The sequence below is a fragment of the Amycolatopsis sp. 3B14 genome (assembly GCF_050958625.1).
Lineage (GTDB): Bacteria > Actinomycetota > Actinomycetes > Mycobacteriales > Pseudonocardiaceae > Amycolatopsis_E > Amycolatopsis_E thermoflava.
The window spans coordinates 150,177-168,589 of sequence record NZ_JBHZEN010000003.1 but is presented as its reverse complement, the minus strand read 5'-3'; the positions used below and the strand labels follow the sequence as shown (position 1 = coordinate 168,589).

Here is an 18,413-nt window from a genome sequence, read left to right as displayed (position 1 = left end):
GGTCATCAGGAGGAGGGACTTCCGGCCCTCTCGTGCGCGGCGAGCAGCGGTGAGCGGGCCAGGCCGATCGTGCCGGCCACGACCACCGCGCCCGCGGCCAGCTCGAGGAACACCCAGGCGCCGCCGCGCACGTTCTCCCCGAACACGGTCACGCCCCACAGCAGCGCCACGAGCGGGTTGACCAGGGTCAGGCCCGGCTGGGACGCGGTCAGGCTCCCCGCGCGCAAGGTGTTCTGCAGCAGGAAGAACCCCAGTGGCGCGGCCACCACCACCGGGTAGAACTGCCAGGTCGACAGCACGGTGGCGGACGGGTCGCGCGCCGCGGCCATGACCGCCGACACCAGGACGGCGGTGAACCCGAACCACGCCCCGGCCGCGCTGCCGAGCAGCAGCGCGCGGCGGCCGCCGGCGGCCACGGCGGCGCCGCGGTGCACCAGGACGGCGACCAGCGTGGTGGTCGCCAGGCACCCCACCAGCCAGCCGACGGCGGACGCCGTGAGCGGATCCCCGCCCGCCGGCCGCAGGGCGGCGAGCAGGACCGCGACGCCGCAGCCCACGCCGACGACGGGCAGCCATTCGCCGAAACCGAGGCGATGGCGCCGGAAGACGGCGGTCAGGACCAGGACGAACGCCAGCTCGCCGATGAGGATCGGCTGCACGAGCACGATCGGGCCGGCAGCCAGCGCCAGTGCCTGGAGCACGGACCCGGCCACCATCGAGGTGACGCCGAACCCCCACGCCGGCTGTTTCGCCAGGTCCCACAACAGGCCGACGCTCAGGCGCCCGCCCGCGGGCTCGTTCCGGGCGGCGCGCCGCTGCAGGACCGACCCGGCGGCGTTGGCCGCCGCGGCCAGCACCGCCAGCACCACGCACACCCACACAGCAGTTCCTCCCGGCCGAGTGGGCCGAGCATGCGTGACGCTCCGGCCGCCCGGCCAGTGTCCTTCGTCCCCGTCCGGGTGCCGTTGGTCAGCGCCCCGCGCGGTTCCGCTCGCCCAGCTGCTTCGCTCACCATGCGCCGGTCCGACGGGCGCGCCGGAGCGGTCCATGGTTTGATCACCGCGTCTCCAGTCCGGACCGCAGGGGGAACCTCATGGACTACGTGGACCCGGCCCGCAACCTCATCTCGTTCACCACCGGCGGCGGCGCGGTGTTCGCGGAGTCCGCGCCCGCGCAGGCCGTCGACGCCTTCCGCCAGGCGTGGGAGCGGGTCTCGGCCGACCACGGCGTCGAGGCGGGCGAGGTGACCCGCATCGAGGCCTACTGGCAGCCCGCGCACTGGGACGAGCGCTACCTCACGCGCACCTTCGGCGACGTCGAGCTGGAGTACGTCTTCCCCCGGCCCGATCCGGGCGGCTGGCACACCGCCCTGGACCGGGCGCGGGAAGTCCTCGACGAGGTGGCCGCGGGCTGACGCTCAGCGGGCCGGGCGCTTCACCGGCTCGCAGCACCCCACCGCGCACGGCGCGCCGTTCACGGTGCACCCGGCGAGCGGGAACTCCGACAGCTTCCGCACCGGCGCCTGCGCCAGGTGCTCGCGCACCAGCTCCACCACCAGCTCCGCGAACCGCGGGTCGCCGTTCGGCGTCGCCGCGCGGGCGAAGCCCATGCCGTGCTCCGCGGCGCGCTCGGCGGCCTCGTTGTCCAGGTCCCAGATCACTTCGAGGTGGTCGGAGACGAACCCGACCGGGCAGACGACAACCCCCTGGACCCCGGCGGCGTGCAGCGCGTCGAGGTGGTCGACGATGTCCGGCTCCAGCCACGGCACCTGCGGCGGCCCGGACCGCGACTGCCACACCACGTCGTACTCGGCGACTCCGGCCTGCGCGGCCACCAGGCGCGCGGCTTCGTGGATCTGCCGCGAGTAGCGGCGCCCGCCCTCCTCCGGCGGCCCGGCGGCCTTGTCCGCGCTCTCCGGCACCGAATGCGCGGTGAACACGACCCGCGCGCCGGGCACCTGCTCCAGCCCGGCGCGCACCGCGTCGGCGAAGGCGCCGACGAACAGCGGGTGGTCGAAGAAGTGCCGCAGCTTCACCAGTTCCGGCGCGCTGTCACCGACCGCGGCGCGCGCCCGCTCGATGTCCTCGTCGTACTGGCGGCACGCCGAGTAGCCGCCGTAGGCACTGGTCGGGAACACCAGCGCGCGGCGCACCCCGTCGGCCTTCATCCGGGCGACGGTGTCCTCGACCATCGGTTCCCAGTTACGGTTGCCGAAGTACACCGGCAGGTCGATCCCCTGCGCCGCGAGTTCCTTCTCCACCGCGGCGATCGCCTCGCGGTTGAGCCGGTTGATCGGCGACACGCCACCGAAGTGCTGGTAGTGCTCGGCGACCTCGAGCAGGCGTTCGCGCGGCACCCCCCGGCCCCGCGTCACGTTCTCCAGGAACGGCATGACGTCGTCCGGTCCCTCGGGACCGCCGAAGGACAGCCACAGCAGCGCGTCGTAACTCACGGTAGACGATTCTGCCGCTGTGGCCGCCCCCACGCCCGCTCAGGGGTCAGAGTCCGAGCGCGTGCACCCCGCCGTCGACCCAGATCATCGAACCCGTCGTGGCGGGCAGCCAGTCCGACAGCACGGCGCAGATGGTCTTCGCGACCGGCGTCGGGTCCTCGGCGTCCCAGCCCAGCGGGGCGCGGTCGCCCCAGCCGCCCTCCAGCTCGCCGAAGCCCGGGATGGACTTGGCGGCCATGGTCTTGACCGGGCCTGCCGCGACGAGGTTCACCCGGATGCCCTGCGGGCCCAGGTCGCGCGCCAGGTACCGGTTGACCGACTCCAGCGCCGCCTTCGCCACGCCCATCCAGTTGTAGGCCGGCCACGCCACCCGCGCGTCGAAGTCCATGCCGACCACGGAGGAACCCCGGGACAGCAGCGGCAGCAGCGCCTTCGTCAGCGACATGAACGAGTACGCCGAGACCTCGACCGCGACCGAGACGTCCTCCTTCGGGGCGTCCAGGAACGGCGCGCCCAGGCAGGACTGCGGCGCGAAGCCGATCGAGTGCAGCACCCCGTCCAGGCCGTCGACGTGCTCCCGCACGCGGTCGGCCAGCGTGTCCAGGTGCTCGGTGTTCTGCACGTCCAGCTCGATCACCGGCGCCTCCTCCGGCAGGCGCTTGGCGATGCGCTCCACCAGCGAAAGCCGGCCGAAACCGGTGAGCACGACCTTCGCGCCCTGCTCCTGCGCGGCCTTCGCCGCGTGGAACGCGATCGAGCCGTCGGTGATCACCCCGGTGATCAGCAGTCGCTTACCTTCCAGAAGTCCGGCCACGCCAGTCCTTTCGGTGTCGGTTCGGGAGAAGAGGGTCAGTGGCCCATGCCGAGGCCGCCGTCGACCGGCAGCACGGCGCCGTTGATGTAGCCCGCCTCGTCGGAGGCCAGGAAGCGCACCGCGGCGGCGATGTCGGCGGTGTCGCCGTAGCGCCCCGCCGGGATCTGGTTCAGCGCCGCGTTGCGCTGGTCGTCGGTCAGCGCGTTCGTCATGTCGGTGACGATGAACCCGGGCGCGACCACGTTCGCGGTGATGTTGCGCGACCCCAGCTCGCGGGCCAGCGACCGGGCCATGCCGACCAGGCCCGCCTTGCTCGCGGCGTAGTTGACCTGCCCGGCGCCGCCGGAGAGCCCCACCACGGACGAGATGAAGATGAACCGGCCCCACTTGCCGCGCAGCATGCCCCGCGAGGCCCGCTTCGCGACCCGGTAGGCGCCGGTGAGGTTGGCGTCGACGACCCGGGTGAACTGGTCCTCGCTCATCCGCATCAGCAGCGTGTCGTCGGTGATGCCGGCGTTGGACACGACCACCTCGACCGGGCCCTGGTGCTCCTCGACCTGCTTGAACGCCGCGTCGACCTGCTCGCTGTCGGTGACGTCGGCCTGCACGCCGAACAGGCCCTCCGGCGCGCCGGACCCGCGGTGCGTCACCGCCACCTGGTGCCCGGCCTCGGCGAGGCCCCGGGCGATGGCCAGGCCGATGCCGCGGTTGCCGCCGGTGACCAGTACGGACCGTCCCACGTGACACTCCTCGTTCGATTTCCCGCAGTTGCCCGGTGAGGTTATCCGGCGGCCCGGAGGCGGGGCAGCACCGCCCGGCCCACTACCTGGAAGTAACCCGGTGAGCCCGGTCACGAGGGTCTTCGTCCTAAGGAATTGTTAGCTTCCGGCGCACTCCGTTGTCCGCGGCGGCCCCTGCCACCGAACGTGGTCCGCGGTCATGAGACAAGGGAGTTCCTGATGACGACTGGCATCGACGCCGGGGCGGACCGGCGCGCCGGGCGCCGCGTGGTGAGCAACATCCTCCGCGGCTCGGTCGGCAACCTGATCGAGTGGTACGACTGGTACGCCTACACCGCGTTCAGCGTGTACTTCGCCGCCACCTTCTTCCCGAAGGGCGACTCGACCGCGCAGCTGCTCAACACCGCGGGCGTGTTCGCGGTCGGGTTCCTGATGCGGCCGCTCGGCGGCTGGCTGCTCGGCCGCTACGCCGACCGGTTCGGGCGGCGCGCGGCGCTGACGCTGTCGGTCAGCCTGATGGCTGCGGGCTCGCTGCTGATCGCGCTGACGCCGGGCTACTCCTCGATCGGCATCGCCGCGCCGCTGCTGCTCGTGCTGGCCCGGCTGCTGCAGGGCATCTCGGTCGGCGGCGAGTACTCCACCTCGGCGACCTACATGTCGGAGGTCGCCACGCGCGGCAAGCGCGGCTACTACTCCAGCTACCAGTACGTCACGCTGATCGCGGGTCAGCTGGTCGCGCTCGCGGTGCAGATCCTGCTGCAGCAGGTCCTGACCACGCAGCAGCTGGACAGCTGGGGCTGGCGGATCGCGTTCGGCATCGGCGCGGTCGGCGCGCTGATCGTGTTCTGGCTGCGCCGCGGCATGGACGAGTCGGCCGACTTCGAGGCCGCCAAGGCCGACCGCGACCGCGCCGCGCACGGCACGCTTAAGGCGCTAGCCAAGCACCCCAAGGAGGTCGCCCTCGTGGTCGGCCTGACCATGGGCGGCACGCTGTTCTTCTACACGTACACGACCTACCTGCAGAAGTTCATGGTCAACACCAGCGGCATCAGCAAGCCCAACGCGGCGTGGATCAACTTCTTCGCGCTGGTGGTGTTCGTGCTGCTGCAGCCGCTGTACGGCGCGCTGTCCGACCGGGTGGGCCGCAGGCCGCTGCTGATCGGGTTCGGGGTGCTGGGCACGCTCGTGACGGTGCCGTCGCTGACGCTGCTGTCGCACACGAAGAACCCGGTGTTCGCGTTCGTGCTGATGGTGGTGCCGCTGGCGATCAGCGCGCTCTACACGTCGATCAGCGCGGTGGTGAAGGCGGAGCTGTTCCCGACCAACATCCGCGCGCTGGGCGTCGGGCTGCCCTACTCGGTCGCGGTCGCCGTGTTCGGCGGCACCGCCGAGTACATCGCGCTGTGGTTCAAGCAGGCCGGGCACGAGTCGCTGTTCTTCTGGTACGTGACGGCCGTCGTGTTCGTCTCGCTGGTCATCTACGTGCGGATGCGGGACACCAGCAAGGACTCGGCGATGGACCGGTCGTAGTGTGTACCGCCGTGCGCGTGTTGCTGGTCGAGGACGACGACGGGGTGGCCGATGCCCTCGTCGACTCGCTCGGCGCGCACGGCCACCAGCCCACCCGGGTGCGGCGCGGTGAGGACGCGCTGCTCGCCCACCGCGACGCCGACCTGGCCCTGCTCGACCTCGGCCTGCCCGACCTGGACGGCCTGGAAGTGCTGCGCAAGCTGCGGGCGGTGAGCACGCTGCCGGTCATCGTGCTCACCGCGCGCGGCGACGAACGGTCGGTGGTGCGCGGGTTGCGGCTCGGGGCGGACGACTACCTGGTCAAGCCGGTGCGGCTGAGCGAGCTGCTGGCCCGGATCGAGGCGGTCACCCGGCGCGCCGCGGCCGCCCGGCCGGAACCGCAGGTGGTCGTCGTCGGGGACATCGAGGTGGACCTCGGCGCCCGGCGGGTCGTGGTGGGCGGCGCGGAGGTCGAGCTGACCGCGAAGGAGTTCGCCGTGCTGGCGGCGCTGGCGCGGCGGGCGGGCACCGCGGTGAGCAGGCAGCAGCTGATGGACGAGGTGTGGGGCGACGCGTACGTGGCGGTGTCGCGGTCGCTGGACGTGCACCTGACCCAGCTGCGGGCGAAGCTGCGGCGGCCGGAGCTGTTGACCACGATCCGCGGGTTCGGCTACCGGCTGGGCGCGTAGGTGCGCACCCGGGTACTGGCCGTCCTGCTGGCCTTCGTCGTGCTCGCGACCGCGGGATTCGCGCTGCCGCTGCTGACCGTGACCGCCACCGAGCGCACCCAGCAGCTGCTGCTCGCCAGGACGGCGGACCTGGACCGGTTCGCGGCGCTGGCCGACCAGGCGGTCGCCGCGGGTGACGCGTCGGCGCTGCGGGCCGAGGTGACGCGGTACACCGAGCTGTACGGCGAGGGGATCGTGGTGGTCACCACCCGGCGCGCGCCGGTGGCCGAGACCGGTGGCCTGAGCGCGTCGGATCCGGTGGTCGCCGAGCTGATCGACGCGGCGTTGCGGAACCAGCCGAGCCAGCCCGCGGCGACCGTGCGGCCGTGGTCGCGCACGCCGGTGCTGCTGGCGCGGCCGGCCGGCACGGGCACGAAGGTCTCCGGCGCGGTGGTGCTGCGGGCCTCGGTGGCGGCGGCCGCCGACGACGTGCGGCGCAGCTGGTTCGCGGTGCTGGCCGGGGCGGCGCTGGTGACGCTGGCCGGCGCCGGGCTCGCGCTCGGGGCGACGCGGTGGGTGCTGGGCCCGATGCGGCGTCTGGACCGCGCGGTGGGCGACCTGACCGCGGGGCTGCGGCCGGTGCACGCGGACCTGGCCGGGCCGCCCGAGCTGCGGCAGCTCACGGCGGGTTTCAACCGGATGTCGGACACGGTGACGGCAGCGCTGGACCAGCAGCGGCAGCTGGTCGCGGACACCTCGCACCAGATGCGCAACCCCATGACGGCGCTGCGGTTGCGGGTCGACGCGCTCGGCTCGTCGCTGCCCGCGTCGGCCGCGCGCACGTACGAGGGCGCGGTCGGGGAGCTGGACCGCCTGGAGGCCCTGCTGGACGACCTGCTGACCTTGGCGACGGCCGAGCACCGGGCCGGCGAGCTGGCCGTGTCCGGCGAGGGTGCCTCCTGTGACGCGGCGGCAGTGGCGGAGGCGCAGGTGCACCTGTGGCAGCCCGCCGCGGAACGGGCCGGGGTTTCGTTGCGCTTCACCGGGAGCCCGGCCCAGGCAGCGGCGACGGAGGCCGAGCTGGCGCAGGTGCTCGACGTGCTGCTGGACAACGCGCTGAAGTACGCGCCGGGCACGGAGGTCCAGGTTTCATGCGGGGCCGAGGGCGCGTGGGTGGTCGTGTCGGTGGCGGATGCCGGGCCCGGGCTGTCCGCGGACGAGCTGGCGCAGGCGCAGGCGCGGTTCTGGCGCGCCGAACGGCACCGGAACCTGCCCGGAACGGGCCTGGGCCTGGCGATCGCCGAGCGCTTGACGGCGGGCCGGGGCGGCCGGATCGAACTGCGGGCCGCGGAGCCGCACGGCCTGGTGGTGCGGGTGCTGCTTCCTCGTGTGGAGGTGGGTGCCCGGTGAGCGCTCTGCCCGCCGAGACCCGCCACCAGTGCGGAGACGGGTATGGTGGTTGGTCATGGTTTGCCCCCGCTGGGGAGGCGGCGGGGGGTCATGGCACTGCCGCGCGCGACAGCGAGAGCGCGGGCCGGCCGCAGCGCGATTCCGGCCTAGCCGGCGGCCGCCACCCGAGCGGAGGCGCCGCATGACCAGCCGCCGCAGTCTGCTCCGCGCCGGGATCGCCGTCGCGGCCACCGGCGCGCTCCTCGGGGCCGGCGCCCCGCCCCGTCCGGACGGGCCCGCGGGCCGGTTGCGCATCGCCACCGGGGAGGAAGCCGGGTTCTACCTCGCTTTCGGTCAGCTCCTCGCCGCGGAGCTGAACGCCGCCCACCCCCGCCTGCACACCGTCGCGCTGCCGACCGAGGCCAGCGTCGCCAACCTGGAGATGCTCGACGCCCGCGCGGCCGAGCTCGCCCTCAGCCTCGCCGACATCGCGGGCGCCGCCACCGACGGCGCGGCCCCGTTCGGCCGCCGCATCGAGCTGTGCGCGCTCGGCCGCGTCTACGAGAACTACCTCCAGCTCGCCGTCCGCGCCGACTCCCCCATCACCTCGGTCGCCGACCTCGCCGGGCGCACCGTTTCCCTCAGCGCGCCCCGCTCCGGCGCGGCCGTCCTCGGCGACCGGCTCTTCGCCGCGGCCGGGGTCACGATCGTCGACCGGCACCTGCCGATGCTCGAGGCAGGCGAAGCCCTTCGCCAGGGCCGGATCGACGCGATGCTCGTCTCCGGCGGGGTGCCGTTGCCGGTTCTGTCCACGTTGGACAACGAGATCGGCATCCGCCTGCTGCCGCTGGCCCCCTACCTCCCGGCGTTGCGCGGCCCCGGCCAGGAAGCCGTGCGCGTGCCCGCAGGCGCCTACCGCTCCCCCGAGGTCGACACCATCGGCGTGGCGAGCCTGCTCGTCTGCCGCCCGGACCTGCCCGCCGACGTGGCCGCCACGGTCACCCGCGTGCTCGTGCAGCGGGCGGCCCACCTGGTGCCCGCGCAGGCCGTGGCCACCCAGTTTCTCGATGTACGTTCGCTGATCGGAACCGGTACCGTTCCCCTGCACCCCGGAGCCGTGGCGACCTACCGCGCGTTGCACGGCTGAGCGAGGAAGGAGCACCGGTGACCCAGTCCCGTCCGCCGGTCGTGGCCATGCCGCTGCGCGTCCGCTTCCACGAATGCGATCCGCAGGGCATCGTCTTCAACGCCCACTACCTGGCCTACTTCGACATGGCCTCGTTCGAGTTCTTCAAGGCGATCTTCGGCTCCTACGACGCCCTGCGCGACCAGGGCGTCGACTGCGTGGTGGCCGAGTCGAACCTGCGGTACCGCGCGCCGAGCCGGTTCGACGACGAACTGGTCGTCGAGGTCGCGATCGACCACCTCGGCACCACCTCGATGATCCTGGCGTTCACCGTCCGCCGCGGCGACGACCTGATCGCGACCGGCACGAACCGCTACGTGTTCGTCGACGCCCGGACCCTGGCCAAGGCCGCGCCGCCGGAGGACGTGCGCGCCAAGCTGCTGGCCCACACATGACCGAACCCGCCTTCGTGCGGCACACCCGCGCGGCCTACGACGCCATCGCCGGCGAGTTCGCCGAGTGGATCCGCGACGAGCTGGCGGTCAAACCGCTCGACCGCGCCGTGCTGGCCGCGTTCGCCGAACTGGCGGACGGGCCGGTCGCGGACGTCGGCTGCGGCTCCGGCCGGATCACGGCGCACCTGCGGGGCCTCGGCGTGGACGCGTTCGGCATCGACCTCTCCCCCGAGATGGTCGCCGTGGCCCGGCGCACCCACCCGGGCGTCCGCTTCGAGGTCGGGTCGATGACCGCACTCGACCTCCCCGACGGCAGCCTGGGCGGGCTGGTGGCCTGGTACTCGATCATCCACGTCCCGCCGGGCACCCTGCCCGCGGTGCTCGCCGGGTTCCGCCGGGTCCTCGCGCCCGGCGGCTGGCTGCAATTGGCGTTCGACGTCGGCGACGAGCCCGTGCACCGCGACGAGATCGGCGGGCACCGGGTGAGCCTGGACTTCCACCAGCGCCGCGTGGACGAGGTGGCGGCCCTGCTCACCGAGGCCGGGTTCGAGGTGCGCGCCCGGCTGGAGCGCGCACCCGACGAAGCGGGGCCGTTCCCCGAAACGGCCCCGCAGGCGTTCGTCCTGGCCCGGCGGCCCACTCAGGCCTCCTGAACGCCCGGCCGCCGGTCCTCCACGACGTAGCTGGCGCGCGTGCTGATCGGGGCGCCCGGCTTCGTCACGTACGGCACGACCCGGAAGTCGCTGCGCCAGCGCTGCCGGTTCACGTTGACCCGCACGTAGCCCCGCTGGGCGTTGAAGAACTTCATGTGCGGGTTGGCCGCCAGGAAGTTCGTGCCGTCGGTGTTCATGTCCGCGCCGTCGCCGCCGCTGGTGATCGAGGTGCCGACGAACTCGCTGCCGACGGTGGCCGAGCCCGGGTCGGCGTAGTCGCGCTTGAGGTCCCAGGCGTAGTTCTGGTGCCGGTCGCCGGTGATCACGACCAGGTTGCGCACGTCCCGGTCCTGGGCGGCGGCCAGCACCTTGTTGCGCTCGGCGACGTAGCCGTCCCACGGGTCCAGCCACACGTCGACCGGCGCACCCGGGTCGCGGTCGGTCTGGCCCATCGGCGCCTGGTTGCCCAGCACCTGCCAGCGCGCCTTCGACTGCGAGAACCCGTCGATGAGCCACTCCCGCTGCTGCGGGCCGAGCAGGGTGCGCTCCGGGTCGAGCCGCTCGGTGCAGGTGGCCGAGTTGCCGTCGCCGCAGGGCTGGTCGTCGCGGTACTGGCGGGTGTCCAGCATGGTGATCTCGGCCAGCTGCCCGTAGGACAGGCGGCGGTGCAGCCGCACGTTCGGGCCGGCGGGCATCTGCGTGTGCCGGTAGGGCAGGTTCTCGTAGTTGGCCTGGAACGCCTGGGCACGGCGCTGCCGGAACACGGCCGGGTCCTGGTCGGGCTCGGTGTCGGCCTGCGAGATGTCACCGGCCCAGTTGTTCTCGACCTCGTGGTCGTCGATGGTGTGGATCCAGGGGAAGCGGGCGTGCGCGGCCTGCAGCGGCGCCTCCGCCTTGTAGAGCGCGTACTGCAGGCGGTAGCGGGCGAGGTCGAAGGTCTCGGTCTTGAACTTGTCCTCGACGGTCACGCCGCGCTTGTTGGTGCCCACGCCGGACTCGTACAGGTAGTCGCCGAGGTGCACGACGAAGTCCAGGTCCTCGGCGGCCATGTGCTCGTAGGCGGTGTAGTAGCCGTCCTGCCAGGCCTGGCACGAGGCGAACGCGAAGTTCAGCTCCCGCGGCGACGACCACAGCGCGGGCGCGGTGCGGGTGCGGCCGACCATCGAGATCTCGCCGCCGACGCGGAAGCGGTAGAAGTACTCGTGGTCGGGCGCCAAGCCGGAGATCTCCGGGTGCACCGAGTGGCCCAGCTCGGGGGTGGCGATCGCGCTGCCCCGCCGAACCACGGCGCGGAACCGCTCGTCGTGGGCCACCTCGTACTCGACCCGGACCGGGACCGCGGGCATGCCGCCCGCGCCGTCGGCGGCGAACGGCTCCGGGGCGAGCCGGGTCCACAGCACGACTCCGTCGGGGGCCGGGTCGCCGGAGGCGACGCCGAGCGTGAACGGGTTGGTCCCCTTGACGGGGCTGGCGTAGGCATTCGCCGCCGTCCAGGCGCCGGTGCCGAGCAGCACCGCCGCGGCGCCCGCCCCGCTGAAGCCGAGGAACCGGCGGCGGGACAGGTGGTTCGGGCGCACGACCATGTGAGGTCCTCCTGTGGTGGGATGGGAGCACCAGGATGCTCACGGCCCGACATGACCGTCAGCGTCCGGACGGGCGAACCACAGGTGAACGGAAACGATCAACTCGAATGTTCCGGATTCTCTTCTACCAGCCGGAGATCCCGCCCAACACGGGCAACGCGATCCGGCTCGCGGCCAACTCGGGCTGCCAGCTGCACCTCGTCGAGCCGCTGGGCTTCCAGTTCGAGGACAAGCACCTGCGCCGCGCCGGGCTGGACTACCACGACCTGGCCGACGTGCACGTGCACCCGGACCTGGACAGCGCGTGGAAGGCGCTGCTGCCGGCCAACGTGTACGCGTTCAGCGCCGGCGCCACCCGGTGGTACACCGAGGTGGCGTACCAGCCGGGCGACGTGCTGCTGTTCGGGCCCGAATCGTCCGGGCTGCCCGCCGCCGTGCAGGACGCCCCGCAGGTCACCGACCGCGTGCGCGTGCCGATGAAGCCGGGGGTCCGCTCGCTCAACCTGGCCAACACGGCCGCCATCGCGGTGTTCGAGGCCTGGCGTCAACAGGGTTTCCCCGGCGGCGTCTAGCGGTGCTCGTTCACCGGCGCCGTGGACAGCAGGTCGTCGCGGTAGTCGCCGGGCAGCTGCTGGACCAGGTCGTCGAACTCGCCCTTGCTCACGCCCGCCTTCAGCGCGGCGATGACGGCCCGGGCGTGCTCGCGGGCGCCGTCCTGTGTGCAGCCGTGGCCTTCGGCGTCCATGACGCGCCGGTAGAACTCCTCGACACCGAAGGACGCGCCTTCGCCGGTGGCGGGCAGCGCCTCCTTGATGCCGGCGGGCAGCTGTCCGGCCAGGTCACCCGGCTCACCGCCGGCGAGCCGCTGCCCCAGCACGGTCAGGGTGGCGCGAGTGGCGTCCGCCGCGTGCCCGGCGTCCTCGAGGCCCGCGGTCTTCCGCACGGCAGCGACGATTTCGTGTTCCTTCATCACACCTCCCGTGGATCGCTTCCGGGAGGCGCATACCCGGCCGGGCCAGGCCCGACACGTCACCCGGCCTCCGGGGGCGCCACCGCGTCCAGCCCCCACGCCTCGCGGAACGCGCTGACCGTCAGCCACGCCAGCCGGGCGTTCACCGCGAACAGCTGGCGCACCGAGGTGAGCGTGTCGAAGGAGGCATCACCTTCGCTGTCCCGGCCGCGCGCCAGCTCGGCCTCGCCGAAGCCGTCGCCGAAGACCTCCCGGACGGTGCCCAGGTAGTAGAGGTAGCCGAGGGTTTCGAGCTGGACCCGGCGCAGTCCCTCGTCGTCACCGGGCGAGACGGGCGGTCGCGCCGCCGCCGTCAGCAGGACCGGCGCGTCCGGCACGGCGTGCGCCTCGACGTGCCGGACCAGCTCGCTGGCCCGCGCGTGGTCGTACGCCTCGCGCGCGACGACCGTGCGCAACCCGGCGAGCTTGCCCTTCAGGTCCTCGTCGACCACCCGGCGGCACACCGCGTCGAGTGACCCGGGCTCGGCGGTCACCAGCCGCGCGACGCGGATCAGCTCCCGCGGCAGCCCGCCGGCCAGGCAGTGGCAGAGGCAGACGAACGGCTCGGGCAGGCCCAGCACGCGGGCGCCGAGCACGGCACCGGCGTCCGGCAGCCGCAGGTGGTCCAGCCGGAAGATCATGTCGAAGGCGCTGTCGAACGCGTCCCGCACCGGCAGCCCCCGCCGTTCGAACGACGCGAGCGCGTCCTCGGACACCGACACCAGGAACAGGAACCCGGGCACGTCCAGGTTGAACAGGGCCTTGACCTCGTTGACGAAGTCCTGCGCCTCCTCCGGCGAGAGGATCTTGTCCAGCTCGTCGAGCACGATCACCACCGAGGGCGTGGCGATGTCCGGCAGGCGGGAGACGCAGTCGATCGTGGTGCGGAGGAACTCGCCGAACTCGTGCACGATCTGCGGGTAGCTGCGCGGCTGGCGGGTCAGCTCGCGGGAGTCGCTGAGCCCGGTCTCCGCCCCGAACAGCAGGCCCACTTTGCCCGACCACCCCGAGGTGTGCTTCTGCTGGAATTCGATGCCGTCCAGGGTTTCCCTGGCCAGGTCCCGCAGTCCGGGCAGGTCCCGCGGCCTGCGGGTGAGGGCGGGCGCGGGCGCCCGCGCGAACCGGCGACGCCGCGCCAGGTACAGCACGGTCACCCCGGCCAGCACGACGACGAGCGGCCACCACATGGCCGACAGCCAGCTGCCGAAGTCCTGGCGCGGCCCGCTGACCGCGGCCGCGCCGACGAACCCGACCACGACCCACAGGACGACGGCGGCCAGCAACGGCGCGGCGGGCCGCAGCAGCGCGAGCCGCTCGGTCCACCGCGGGGGCCGGTCCTTGATCCGCGCGGCGCAGAACCCGAGCACCTCGGCGCAAGTGCGCGCGAAGAGGTGGAGGACGAACTCGCGGGCGTCGTAGCGCACCGGGACGCTTTCCAGGACCACGATGTGCTGCCTGCCCGCCTCGAGGAACCGGCCGGCCTGGTAAGCCTCCAGCAGGGTGGACTTGCCCGCGCCGCGCGGCCCGGCCACGCCGATGGCCCCGCCGCTGATCCCGCTGGTGAGCCGGCGCAGCCGGGTGAACGCGGCGGTGTCGACGATTCGGTCACCCGCGCGCATCAGCCCGAGCCCGGCGCGGTTGAGCTCCGGCAGCACCGTGCTGAACGACGGGTTCACCGCCTCGTTCAGGTGCCGGGTGACCGCCGGGAGCACCGCGCGCATCGCCGCGGACCGCCAGTCCCGCTCGGCCTGTCCGGCGCGGACCCGCAACGCGTCCCGCGTCGCGGTCCACTTCGCGCTGCCGCGCCGCTCCGGGTCCTGCGACAGCCGGGCGGGCACCAGCCCGGGGCTCAGCGACAGCGGGCCACCCAGCACGAGGACCAGCAGGGTGACACCGTCGGCGAGCAACCACACCTGCCAGTCCGGCCACGGCAACGGGATCACGTGCGACAACAGCAGGCAGGCCGCCACCGCGGCCACCGCGGCGGCGAGCGCGGTCCGCGCGACGACCGGCGGCGGGATGCGGCGTCCCGGCTCCTCGTCCTTCTCGGGGCTGAAGGTCGCCAGGCACGCCGTCAGGAACACGAACCCGGCGGCCAGCCCGGCCAGCACCCACACCACGGTGGCCCAGAACGGCCCCATCGCCGCCTTCGACGACGGCCACAGCCGCCACAGCACCAGCAGGAACGTCGTCGCGATGGCGGTCGTCACCGGCCAGCCGGCGCCGGCCCGGGCGGGCTTGCCGGTGAACCTCGTGCCGGCCCGGGCGATCAGCCGGTGGGCCCACCGCAGCGCGAACCCGCCCGCCACCGCCCCGGCCACGAAGATCCAGAACCGCGCGCCGCCGCTCAGCGACGTCTGGCCGAGCTGCCAGGTCGCGAGCGGGAACACCAGGCCCGGCCACATCGCGGCGCCGGTCAGCGCGTGGCCCTTCCGGTCCCGGGCCGATGGCGTTCGGGCGGCCGGCGTGGCGTCGCGTTGCTCGTGGTCGGCCAGCGCCTGCCGGGCCAGCCGCAGCCCCGCGATCTCCGGGTTGGTGTGCCGCAGGATGCCCTGGCTGCCGCGCAGCACCGCCGACCGCACGTGCGCCCGCACGCCCGCCCGGTCGGCCTCGGCCACGCGACGGCCGAGCTCGGTGGCGACCGAGGGGTCGGCCAGCGCTTCGTCGACGAGGTCCGGCAGGCGGTCGCGCAGTTCCGCGACCAGCGCGTCCGGCGGGGCGTCCGCCGTGTCACCCCGTGTCCCGGCGGACGCCTCGTGCAGTGCGGTCATGATCGAGCACTGTATCGGCGCACGCCCCGGGCGGCCCGCGTTTCGGCGGATCTACGCCCCGACGGTCCGGCTGTGGCTGGGCCGGTGTGTCACGGACGAGAACCGGTCGTGAACCACCCACACCGAACAACACACCTACGGCAGGCGCTGCCCCACGAACAGCGACGTGCCCGCGGCGGCGACGAGGGCCAGCGTGCCGAGCAGGACCCACGGCCTGCTGGCGTCGGCTTCCTTCATCTCGTAACCGATCTGCTCGCCGAGGTCGGCGTAGACCTCCTTGAGCTGCTCGGCCGAGCCGGCCTGGTAGAACTGCCCGTCCGAGAGGCGCGCGACCTCCTGCAGCGAGCCGTCGTCGACGTCCACCGGCACCTCGCGGCCGTCGATCTCGACGGTGCCGTGGCTGGTGCCGAAGGAGATCGTGGAGATCGGCACCTGCTGCTTGCGCGCCTCCTGCGCGGCGGTGAACGCGCCGCGCGGCGCGTACAGGTCGTCGGGCACGGTCTGCTTGCCGTCGCTCATCAGCACGATCCGCGCCGGCGGCGGCCCGTCGGCGCCGCCGACCACCGCCGAGAAACCCTGGATGGACTGCAGCGCCGCGTAGATGCCTTCGCCGGTCGCGGTCGACTGGGCCAGCTTGAGGTTGTCGATCGCGCTGACCACGCTCTGCCGCTGCGTCGTCGGCGCCACCAGGACGGTCGCGGTGCCCGCGAACGACACCAGGCCCAGGTTGATGCCGGGTGTGAGGCCCTGCGCGAACTGGGTCGCCGCGTCCTGGGCCGCCTTGATCCGGGAGGGCTTGACGTCGGTGGCGTCCATGGACAGCGACACGTCCACTACCAGCATCACGGTGGCGCGGTTGCGCGGCACCTTCTGCTCCGCGGTGGGCCCGGCCAGCCCGACGGTCAGCAGCAGCAGCGACACGATGATCAGCGCGGCAGGCACGTGCCGCGGCCAGCCCTGCGAGCGGGGCGCGATGCGGTCGAGCAGTTCCAGGTTGGTGAACCGCATGGTGCGGCGCCGACGGGCGCGCTGCGCCAGCACGTAGCCGACCGCGACCGCGGCGACCACGAACAGCAGCAGGAACCACCAGGGCGCGCTGAAACCGGAGAGGCTCATGCGACGCCCCCGCTCCACCGCCGCTTGCGCGCCACCACGAACCGCACGGTGTCGGCGATCCAGTCGGAGTCCGTGCGCAGCACCAGGTGCGCCGCCCCGGCCTGCCGCAGCGCCCGCGCCACCTGGTCACGGTGGGCCTGCGCGGCGGCGGCGAACTCGCGCCGCAGCAACGCTGAGGCCCGCACCTCGCGTTGTCTGCCGGTCTCCGGGTCGGCCAGCACGACCGTGCCCACCTCCGGCAGGTCGACGTCGCGGGGGTCGATCACCTCGATGCCGATGAGGTCGTGCCGCGCGGACAACGCGCGCAGCGGGCGCTGCCACCCGGTGCCGCCGAGGAAGTCGGACACCACGACGACGAGGCCGCGGCGGCGCGGCGGGCGGCGCAGCTGCTCGACCATGGCGGCGAGGTCGCCCCGGGTGCCCTCGGCCGCGCGTGGCATCTCGGCGATCTTGCGGAGCAGGTTCCGGGCGTGCGCGCGGCCGCCGCGGGCCGGGACGCGTTCGGTCTGGTCCCCGTTGGAGAAGACCGCGCCGAGCCGGTTGCCGCCGCCGCCGGTCAGGTGCGCGATCGCGGCGACCGCGCACACCACCAGGTCGCGCTTCTCGGACAGGGCGGTGCCGAAGTCCAGGCTCGCGGACAGGTCGGCGGCGACCCAGGTCTCCAGCTCGCGGTCGGCGACCGTCTCGCGGATGTGCGGCTCGGTGGTGCGGGCGGTGACGGCCCAGTCCATGCGGCGCACGTCGTCGCCCGGCTGGTAGGGCCGCGCCTCGCCCGGCTCGGAGCCGGGGCCGGGCACGAGGCCGAGGTGGTTGCCCTGCAGCAGGCCGTCGAGCCGGCGGCGCACCTCGAGTTCGAGCATGCGCAGGCCGGCATCGAGCCGTTCACCGCGGAGCACGGGCGGCGCCCACGCGGGCCGGGCGCTGCCGTCGCCGGTGTTTCCCCTGGCCACTACCGCCCCGGGGTCCCGTTCGGCAGCGGCTGAGCGGGGCCGCCCTGTGGCCGGGCGGAGACCTGCGGCAGCGGCACGGTCTGCAGCACGCGGGTGATGATGTGGTCCAGGGGCACGGCATCGGCGAGCGCGTCGTAGGACAGCACGAGCCGGTGGCGCAGCACGTCCGGCACGACGTCGACGACGTCCTGGGGCAGCACGTAGTCGCGGCCGCGGACGAGCGCGAGCGCGCGGGCGGCGGCGATGATGCCGAGGCTGGCGCGCGGCGAGGCGCCGTAGGACACCCAGCCCGCGACGTCGGTGAGGCCGTGCTCGGCCGGGGTGCGGGTGGCCAGCACCAGGCGCACCACGTAGTCGACGAGCGAGTGGTGCACGAACACCTTCGCGGCGACGTCCTGCAGCCGGACCAGCTCGGCCGGGCTGAGGACCTCGTGCGGCTCCGGCGGCGTGACGCCCATCCGGTAGATGATCTCGCGCTCCTCCTCGGCGGAGGGGTAGTCGACGATGATCTTGAACAGGAACCGGTCGCGCTGCGCCTCCGGCAGCGGGTAGACGCCCTCGTTCTCGATCGGGTTCTGGGTCGCGAGCACCAGGAACGGGTCGGGCATCGGGAAGGTCTTGCCGCCGATGGAGACGTGCCGTTCGGCCATCACCTCGAGCATCGCGGACTGCACCTTGGCGGGCGCGCGGTTGATCTCGTCGGCGAGGACGAAGTTCGCGACGACCGGGCCGAGCTCGACGTCGAACTTCTCGCTGCCCTGCCGGTAGATGCGGGTGCCGAGGATGTCGGCGGGCACCAGGTCGGGCGTGAACTGGACGCGGGAGAACGAGCCGCCGACGACGCGGGCGAGGGTCTCCACCGCGAGGGTCTTGGCCACGCCCGGCACGCCCTCCAGCAGCAGGTGCCCCTTGGCCAGCAGGCCCACCAGGAGCCGCTCGACGAGCCGGTCCTGCCCGACGATCACCCGCTTGACCTCGAACACGGTGCGCTCGAGCAGCTGCGCGTCCCGCGCGGGGGTCGCGGACTGCTGTTGCCCGTTCGCGCCCTCCGGGTAGCGGGGCTCGGTCACGGTTCCCTCCTCGCTCACGTTCACCTCTGCGCTGCGACCGTACTAGCCGGCCGGGCACGGGAGGTCGCCACGGTAGTCAACTCGCTCAGCGGTGTGACGACTGTGAAC

The 18,413-nt window shown here is 73.4% G+C and carries 18 protein-coding genes; 8 read left to right on the top strand and 10 right to left on the bottom strand.

What is annotated here, in order from left to right; genetic code table 11:
* Nucleotides 1-5: 5 nt before the first annotated feature.
* Nucleotides 6-875 (bottom strand): DMT family transporter, encoded by an 870-nt coding sequence (locus ACCP09_RS02155; RefSeq protein ID WP_228684707.1) that lies wholly within the window; start codon nucleotides 873-875, stop codon nucleotides 6-8.
* Between the two features lie 218 nt (nucleotides 876-1,093).
* On the opposite strand from ACCP09_RS02155, the gene ACCP09_RS02150 reads away from it, so the two are divergent.
* Entirely contained in the window at nucleotides 1,094-1,414 is a 321-nt protein-coding gene (locus tag ACCP09_RS02150; protein ID WP_027930326.1) for a hypothetical protein, read from the top strand.
* Between the two features lie 3 nt (nucleotides 1,415-1,417).
* Here ACCP09_RS02150 and ACCP09_RS02145 read toward each other — a convergent pair whose 3' ends face one another.
* From ACCP09_RS02145 to fabG, 3 genes are read right to left on the bottom strand one after another with little or no spacing between them, the layout of a single operon-like run.
* Nucleotides 1,418-2,452, bottom strand: a complete 1,035-nt coding sequence (locus ACCP09_RS02145; RefSeq protein WP_378332125.1) for a ferrochelatase — start codon at nucleotides 2,450-2,452, stop codon at nucleotides 1,418-1,420.
* A 46-nt stretch (nucleotides 2,453-2,498) separates the two neighbouring features.
* Complete coding sequence (gene fabI, locus ACCP09_RS02140; protein ID WP_020418437.1) at nucleotides 2,499-3,266, bottom strand: enoyl-ACP reductase FabI; 768 nt, start codon at nucleotides 3,264-3,266, stop codon at nucleotides 2,499-2,501.
* Between the two features lie 35 nt (nucleotides 3,267-3,301).
* The gene (gene fabG / locus ACCP09_RS02135; RefSeq protein WP_020418438.1) at nucleotides 3,302-4,006 is read right to left on the bottom strand and encodes a beta-ketoacyl-ACP reductase; all 705 of its coding nucleotides are present in this window, start codon (nucleotides 4,004-4,006) and stop codon (nucleotides 3,302-3,304) included.
* 219 nt (nucleotides 4,007-4,225) lie between these two features.
* On the opposite strand from fabG, the gene ACCP09_RS02130 reads away from it, so the two are divergent.
* From ACCP09_RS02130 to ACCP09_RS02105, 6 genes are all read left to right on the top strand, one after another.
* Nucleotides 4,226-5,536, top strand: a complete 1,311-nt coding sequence (locus ACCP09_RS02130; protein WP_027930327.1) for an MFS transporter — start codon at nucleotides 4,226-4,228, stop codon at nucleotides 5,534-5,536.
* An 11-nt stretch (nucleotides 5,537-5,547) separates the two neighbouring features.
* On the top strand, nucleotides 5,548-6,204 hold the full coding sequence (locus ACCP09_RS02125) for a response regulator transcription factor (RefSeq protein ID WP_020418440.1): 657 nt from the start codon (nucleotides 5,548-5,550) through the stop codon (nucleotides 6,202-6,204).
* Nucleotides 6,205-7,593 (top strand): sensor histidine kinase, encoded by a 1,389-nt coding sequence (locus tag ACCP09_RS02120; RefSeq protein ID WP_433742791.1) that lies wholly within the window; start codon nucleotides 6,205-6,207, stop codon nucleotides 7,591-7,593.
* Between the two features lie 181 nt (nucleotides 7,594-7,774).
* A complete protein-coding gene (locus ACCP09_RS02115; RefSeq protein WP_433742789.1) occupies nucleotides 7,775-8,719 on the top strand; it encodes a TAXI family TRAP transporter solute-binding subunit in 945 nt (314 codons plus the stop codon).
* Between the two features lie 17 nt (nucleotides 8,720-8,736).
* Nucleotides 8,737-9,153 carry an acyl-CoA thioesterase gene (locus ACCP09_RS02110; protein ID WP_020418443.1) on the top strand — a complete coding sequence of 139 codons (417 nt, stop codon included), beginning with the start codon at nucleotides 8,737-8,739 and terminating at the stop codon, nucleotides 9,151-9,153.
* On the top strand, nucleotides 9,150-9,806 hold the full coding sequence (locus ACCP09_RS02105) for a class I SAM-dependent DNA methyltransferase (RefSeq protein WP_433742786.1): 657 nt from the start codon (nucleotides 9,150-9,152) through the stop codon (nucleotides 9,804-9,806). Before ACCP09_RS02110 ends, ACCP09_RS02105 begins: the two co-directional genes overlap by 4 nt.
* On the opposite strand, the gene ACCP09_RS02100 is transcribed toward ACCP09_RS02105, so the two are convergent.
* Nucleotides 9,794-11,389 (bottom strand): alkaline phosphatase D family protein, encoded by a 1,596-nt coding sequence (locus ACCP09_RS02100; RefSeq protein ID WP_027930331.1) that lies wholly within the window; start codon nucleotides 11,387-11,389, stop codon nucleotides 9,794-9,796. The two genes, ACCP09_RS02105 and ACCP09_RS02100, sit on opposite strands and share 13 nt — an antisense overlap.
* 107 nt (nucleotides 11,390-11,496) lie before the next feature.
* On the opposite strand from ACCP09_RS02100, the gene ACCP09_RS02095 reads away from it, so the two are divergent.
* Nucleotides 11,497-11,961, top strand: coding sequence for a tRNA (cytidine(34)-2'-O)-methyltransferase (locus tag ACCP09_RS02095; RefSeq protein WP_027930332.1), 465 nt, complete (start codon nucleotides 11,497-11,499; stop codon nucleotides 11,959-11,961).
* On the opposite strand, the gene ACCP09_RS02090 is transcribed toward ACCP09_RS02095, so the two are convergent.
* From ACCP09_RS02090 to ACCP09_RS02070, 5 genes are all read right to left on the bottom strand, one after another.
* Nucleotides 11,958-12,359, bottom strand: a complete 402-nt coding sequence (locus tag ACCP09_RS02090; protein WP_123687393.1) for a DUF2267 domain-containing protein — start codon at nucleotides 12,357-12,359, stop codon at nucleotides 11,958-11,960. The two genes, ACCP09_RS02095 and ACCP09_RS02090, sit on opposite strands and share 4 nt — an antisense overlap.
* A gap of 59 nt (nucleotides 12,360-12,418) precedes the next feature.
* A complete protein-coding gene (locus ACCP09_RS02085; RefSeq protein ID WP_433742783.1) occupies nucleotides 12,419-15,169 on the bottom strand; it encodes a transcriptional regulator in 2,751 nt (916 codons plus the stop codon).
* A gap of 135 nt (nucleotides 15,170-15,304) precedes the next feature.
* Nucleotides 15,305-16,285 carry a VWA domain-containing protein gene (locus ACCP09_RS02080; protein WP_017988116.1) on the bottom strand — a complete coding sequence of 327 codons (981 nt, stop codon included), beginning with the start codon at nucleotides 16,283-16,285 and terminating at the stop codon, nucleotides 15,305-15,307.
* Nucleotides 16,282-17,235 carry a DUF58 domain-containing protein gene (locus ACCP09_RS02075; RefSeq protein ID WP_123687391.1) on the bottom strand — a complete coding sequence of 318 codons (954 nt, stop codon included), beginning with the start codon at nucleotides 17,233-17,235 and terminating at the stop codon, nucleotides 16,282-16,284. Before ACCP09_RS02075 ends, ACCP09_RS02080 begins: the two co-directional genes overlap by 4 nt.
* Nucleotides 17,235-18,305: an AAA family ATPase gene (locus ACCP09_RS02070; RefSeq protein WP_020418450.1), complete on the bottom strand. Its 1,071-nt coding sequence runs from the start codon at nucleotides 18,303-18,305 to the stop codon at nucleotides 17,235-17,237. The genes ACCP09_RS02075 and ACCP09_RS02070 overlap by 1 nt, the downstream gene beginning before the upstream one ends.
* Nucleotides 18,306-18,413: the final 108 nt, after the last annotated feature.